Raw genomic sequence first — 5,579 nt, 5'->3', positions numbered from 1 at the left:
GTTGATTGGTCCGAGGGGCATGTCCGTTTGTTGACCGAGGCGGTGGTGTGGCCGGAGGTGGATCGGCCGCGGCGTGCGGGTGTGTCCTCGTTCGGCATCAGCGGCACGAATGCCCACCTCATCGTGGAGCAGGCCCCGGTGACCGCGCCGGTGGTGGCCCAGGTTCCGGAGCCGGCTTCAATACCGGCTGCGCGGCCGTGGGTGATCTCGGCTCGCAGCGCCGAGGCTCTCGCCGCTCAAGCCGCTCGCCTGGCATCGCATGTGGGCGACCACGATCCGGTCGACGTCGGTTTCTCCCTGGCGTCCACCCGTGCGGTGTTCGAGCACCGTGCGGTTGTCCTGGCCGATGACCGTGACGATCTGCTCGCGGGCGCCATGGCGCTGGCGGCCGGTACGCAGGCACCCGGTGTGGTGTCGGGTCGTGTCGCGGCGGGGTCGACGGGTTTCGTCTTCTCCGGTCAGGGTGCGCAGTGGGCCGGTATGGCCGCCGGGCTGCGGACCGCCTATCCGGTGTTCGCCGATCACTTCGATGCGATTGTCGCCGAGTTGGATCCGCTTTTGGGGCAGCCTGTTTCGTTGGGTGTGGCGTTGGCGGACGGTGATCTGGTGGATCGGACGGTGTTCGCGCAGGCAGGTCTGTTCGCGTTCGAGGTGGCGTTGTTCCGGTTGCTCGAATCGTGGGGTGTGCGGTCCGATGTGGTGGCTGGTCATTCGATCGGTGAGGTCGCTGCTGCGCAGGTGGCCGGTGTGTTGTCGCTGACAGATGCGTGTGTGCTGGTGGCCGCGCGTGGTCGGTTGATGCAGGCGCTGCCCGCCGGTGGGGCGATGGTCGCCGTGGGTGCCTCCGAGCTCGACGTGTTGCCGCTGCTGGTGGCCGGTGCGGTGTCGATCGCGGCAGTCAACGGCCCGTCGTCGGTGGTGCTGTCCGGTGTCGAAGCCGATGTTCTCGCCGTCGCCGAACAGTGCGCCGAACAGGGCTGGCGCACACACCGATTGCGGGTCTCGCACGCCTTCCACTCGGCCTCGATGGAGCCGATGCTGGCCGAATTCGCCTCGGCGATAGCGGGTTTGACCTTCGGCCGGCCCAGCATCCCCTTGGTGTCGACGGTGACCGGGGCCAGGATCGCCGATGAGATGTCGGATCCTGCGTATTGGGTCGGCCAGGTCCGCGACACCGTCCGGTTCGCCGACGCGGTCATCGCGATGGCTGGTATGGGTGTGTCCCGGTTCGCCGAGGTCGGCCCCGACGCGGTGCTGACCCCGATGATCGCGCAGACGCTCGATACCGGGGATGGCGTGGCGACCGTGGCCGCGCTGTCGCGTCGGGACCAGACCGATGTGGCCGCGGTGCCGACCGGCCTGGCCAGGTTGTTCGTCGCGGGCGCCGACCTCGACTGGGCGGGTCTGTACGCCGGTACCGGAGCCCGCCGAATCGACCTGCCCACCTACGCTTTCCAGCGTCGGCGGTACTGGATGTCCGAGGGGTCCGCCGGCGGCGGCGATGCCAGGGCAATGGGTCTGGTGGCGACGGCCCACCCGCTGGTATCGGTGGTGGTATCGCAGCCGGACTCCGACGCGATGATCTTGACCGGTCGCCTGTCGGTGCAAACCCATCCGTGGTTGGCCGATCACCTGGTGCTCGGGGCCGTATTGTTCCCCGGCACCGGATTCGTCGAGCTGGCCCTGTACGCGGGGGAGCGGGTCGGCTGCTCGATGCTGGCCGATCTGGTGCTGCGGGCCCCGCTGGTGTTGTCGGAGTCCGATGGGGCCGCGGTGCGCATCGTGGTCGATCCCGCGGACGAGACCGGCCGGCGCGGGGTGCGGATCTTCTCCAGCCTGGACGGGGATGTCGACGCGGCGCCAGCGTGGCTGCTGAATGCCGAAGGGGCGCTTGCCCCGAGCGCGTCCGTGCCGGCCGTGGATCTCGCAACGTGGCCACCGGCCGGCGCGCAGGTTTTGAACGTCGATGGCGTCTACGACGAGCTGCTCGATGCCGGGTACGGGTATGGCCCTGTCTTCCGGGGCCTGCGGGCGGCGTGGCAACGCGGCGAAGAGGTGTTCGCCGAGGTCGCCCTCCCGGACCCGCGGGACGGCGAGGGTTTCGGGCTGCATCCGGCGCTGCTCGATGCCGCGCTGCATGCGCTGCGGCCGGCCGGCCACCTGCGCGCCGAGGGCGCCGGTCCGGAGTTGCCGTTCGAGTGGTCGGGGGTCGCGGTGCACGCGGCGGGTGCCGGTGCGCTGCGGGTGCGGTTGACCCGGGTGGGTGACCATGCCGTCGCGGTGGATCTGGCCGATTCGTCCGGAGCCGCGGTGGCGACGGTGCGGCAGCTGTCGTCCCGGCCGATCGACCCCGCGCAGCTCACCACCGGTGCATCCGTTGCCCGCAGCGCGGTGTTCCAGGTCGAGTGGACACCGATCTCGGTGTCCGGGACCGGAATCGATGCGGTGTCGTGGGCGGATCTGGGTGACAAGGCTCCGGCCGCGGTGGTGTTGGACTGCCCGGCGGGCAATGATCCGGATGCGGTTCGGGCCGCGACTCACGGTGTGCTGCAGGTGCTGCAGTCGTGGCTTGCCGATGAGCGGTTGGGCGAGTCCGCATTGGTGGTTCGGACCAGCGGTGCGGTATCGGTTGCCGGGGAAGATATTACGAATCTGGCCGGTGCCGCCGCAGCCGGTCTGGTCCGTACGGCCCAGGCGGAGGGCCGTGGCCGGATCGTGGTGGTGGACAGCGACTCCGACATCGACGGCCTGCTGGGCGGGATTCTGGCTGCCGAGGAACCGCAGGTGGCGGTGCGTGGCGGGCAGGTCTTCGGTGCGCGACTTGTCCGGGCGACCCCCTCGTCGGTCACCGGCGCGTCCTTCGCTCCGGACGACACGGTGCTGATCACCGGTGCCAGCGGCTATCTCGGTGGGTTGTTCGCCCGGCATCTGGTGGCCGCGCGCGGTGTTCGCCGGCTGTTGTTGTTGAGCCGGCGCGGTGAATCCGCTCCCGGTGCAACCGAACTGCGGGACCAGCTGCGGCAGCTCGGCGCCGAGGTCGAGTTCGTCGCGTGTGACGTCGCCGACCGGGCCGCGCTGGCCGCGGTGCTGGCCGCTATCCCCGCGGACCGTCCGCTCGCCGGTGTGTTCCATACGGCGGGTGTGCTCGATGACGGTGCGATCGCTGCGCTCACCCCGGAGCGGATGGACGCGGTCTTGCGGCCGAAGGTCGACGCCGCCCTGCATCTGCACGAGCTGACCGCTGATCTGCCGTTGCGGGCGTTCGTGCTGTTCAGTTCGGCTGCCGGTACCTTCGGCAACCCGGGGCAGGGCAACTACTCGGCGGCGAACGCCTGCTTGGACGCGGTGGCGGTGCATCGCAAGGCATCCGGGCACAGCGGGCAATCGCTCGCGTGGGGTCTGTGGGGCGCGGACGGGGGTATGGGCGCGGAGCTCGGCGACACCGAGCGGCGCCGGATGTCTCGGTCGGGCATGCTGCCGCTGACGGAAGAGCAGGGTCTGGCGCTGTTCGACGCTGCTTCCGGAATCGATGCGGCCGCTCCCGTGCTGGCCCGTCTCGATCTGGACGGCATCCGCACCGCGGGGTCTGCCACGCCCCTGCTGTCCGGGCTGCTTCCCGCTCGCCGTCGGACGGCTTCCGGCGGCGCTACGGCGTTGCGTTCACGTTTGGCCGCGACTCCCGACAGCGAGCGCGTTGGTGTGCTCGTCGAAACCGTTCGCGGTCAGGTCGCGGCGACTCTGGGGCATCGGAATGCGAATGCGATTGCACCCGATAGGGCGTTCAGCGAGCTGGGCTTCGATTCGATTTCCGCGGTCGAGTTCCGCAATGCCCTCGCGACCGTGACGGGCCTGCGGTTGCCGGCGAGTTTGGTGTTCGACTATCCGTCACCCCAGGCGCTGGCCGAATACCTGGCCGGTGAGTTCGCCGACCATCAGGTCGCGGCAATGGCTCTGTCGGAGTACACCATTCGCGGAGCCGACCGGACCCGCAACCCTCAGCTCGACGAACCCATTGCGATCGTGGGTATGGCATGCCGGTATCCGGGTGGGGTGGGTTCCCCTGAGGAGCTGTGGAACCTGGTGGCGACGGGGACGGATGCGGCGTCGCAGTTCCCCGTGAATCGTGGGTGGGATATCGATCGTCTCTACGATGCGGCAGGGGAGAAGCCGAACAGCACCTACACCCGTGAGGGTGGATTCCTGCATGCCGCTGGGGAGTTCGATCCGGCGTTCTTCAATATCAGTCCGAATGAGGCGGCGTTGATGGATCCGCAGCAGTTTCTGCTGTTGGAGACTTCGTGGGAGGCGTTCGAGCGGGCGGGTGTCGATCCGGGTTCGTTGAAGGGCAGTCGGACCGGTGTGTGGGTCGGCATGATGTATCACGACTATCCGGCCAACGCGAACGCGGGATCTATTGCTTCGGGGCGGGTTTCGTATGTGTTCGGGCTGGAGGGGCCGTCGGTCACGGTGGATACGGCGTGTTCGTCGTCGTTGGTGGCGATGCATTCGGCGGCGGCGTCGTTGCGGTCGGGTGAGTGTGATCTGGCGCTGGCCGGTGGCGTCACCGTCATGGCCACCCCGGAGACTTTCGTGGAATTCAGCCGGCAGCGCGGGCTGTCGGCCGATGGCAGGTGTAAGTCCTTCTCCGACACCGCCGATGGGGTGGGCTGGTCGGAGGGTGTCGGCATCCTGGTGCTGGAGCGGCTGTCCGACGCCCGTCGCAACGGTCATGGGGTCCTTGCGGTGCTGACCGGTTCGGCGGTGAATCAGGATGGTGCGTCCAATGGTTTGACCGCGCCGAACGGTCCCTCGCAGCGGCGGGTGATCGGGGAGGCACTGGCCAATGCCGGGATCGCGCCGACCGAGGTGGATGTGGTGGAGGCGCACGGCACCGGTACCACGTTGGGTGATCCGATCGAGGCCCAAGCGTTGCTGGCCACATACGGGCAGGAGCGGAATGCCGATCGTCCCCTGTGGCTCGGATCGTTGAAGTCCAATATCGGTCACGCTCAGGCGGCGGCTGGTGTGGGTGGTGTGATCAAGATGGTCATGGCGATGCGGCACGGGGTGTTGCCGAAGACGCTGCATGTCGATGCGCCCAGTTCCAAGGTTGATTGGTCCGAGGGGCAGGTGCGGTTGTTGACCGAGGCGGTGGTGTGGCCGGAGGTGGATCGGCCGCGGCGTGCGGGTGTCTCCTCGTTCGGTATCAGCGGCACGAACGCGCACGTCATTATCGAACAGGCAGCGGCCGCGGAGCCGGAGCCGGTGGCGGTTGCTCCGGCGGACGGTCTGCTGCCTTGGGTGGTCTCGGCGCGCAGCGGGCAAGCTCTTGCCGGTCAGGCCGAGCGGCTGGCATCCCATGTCGGTGATCACGATGTGAATCCCGTGGATGTCGGTTTGTCGTTGGCGTCCACGCGTGCGGTGTTCGACCATCGTGCGGTTGTCCTGGCCGAGGACCGTGCGGGTTTGCTGGCGGGTGTGCGGGCGCTGAGCCGCGCCGAAACCACTTCTGGTGTGGTTTCGGGCCGGGTGGTTCCGGGTTCGACGGGTGTGGTGTTCTCGGGTCAGGGTGCGCAGTG

Annotated in this window: 1 protein-coding gene; it reads left to right on the top strand. The window is 68.6% G+C overall.

The window, feature by feature from the left end; all coding sequences use genetic code 11:
* Positions 1-5,579 (top strand): SDR family NAD(P)-dependent oxidoreductase (locus tag AB0L58_RS42800; RefSeq protein WP_364397426.1); only part of this gene is annotated, 5,579 nt, incomplete at both ends.

The organism is Nocardia sp. NPDC052112, from assembly GCF_040680135.1.
Classification (GTDB): Bacteria; Actinomycetota; Actinomycetes; order Mycobacteriales; family Mycobacteriaceae; genus Nocardia.
The sequence above is the reverse complement of the archived record's forward strand: the minus strand, read 5'-3'. Positions and strand labels throughout refer to the sequence as shown.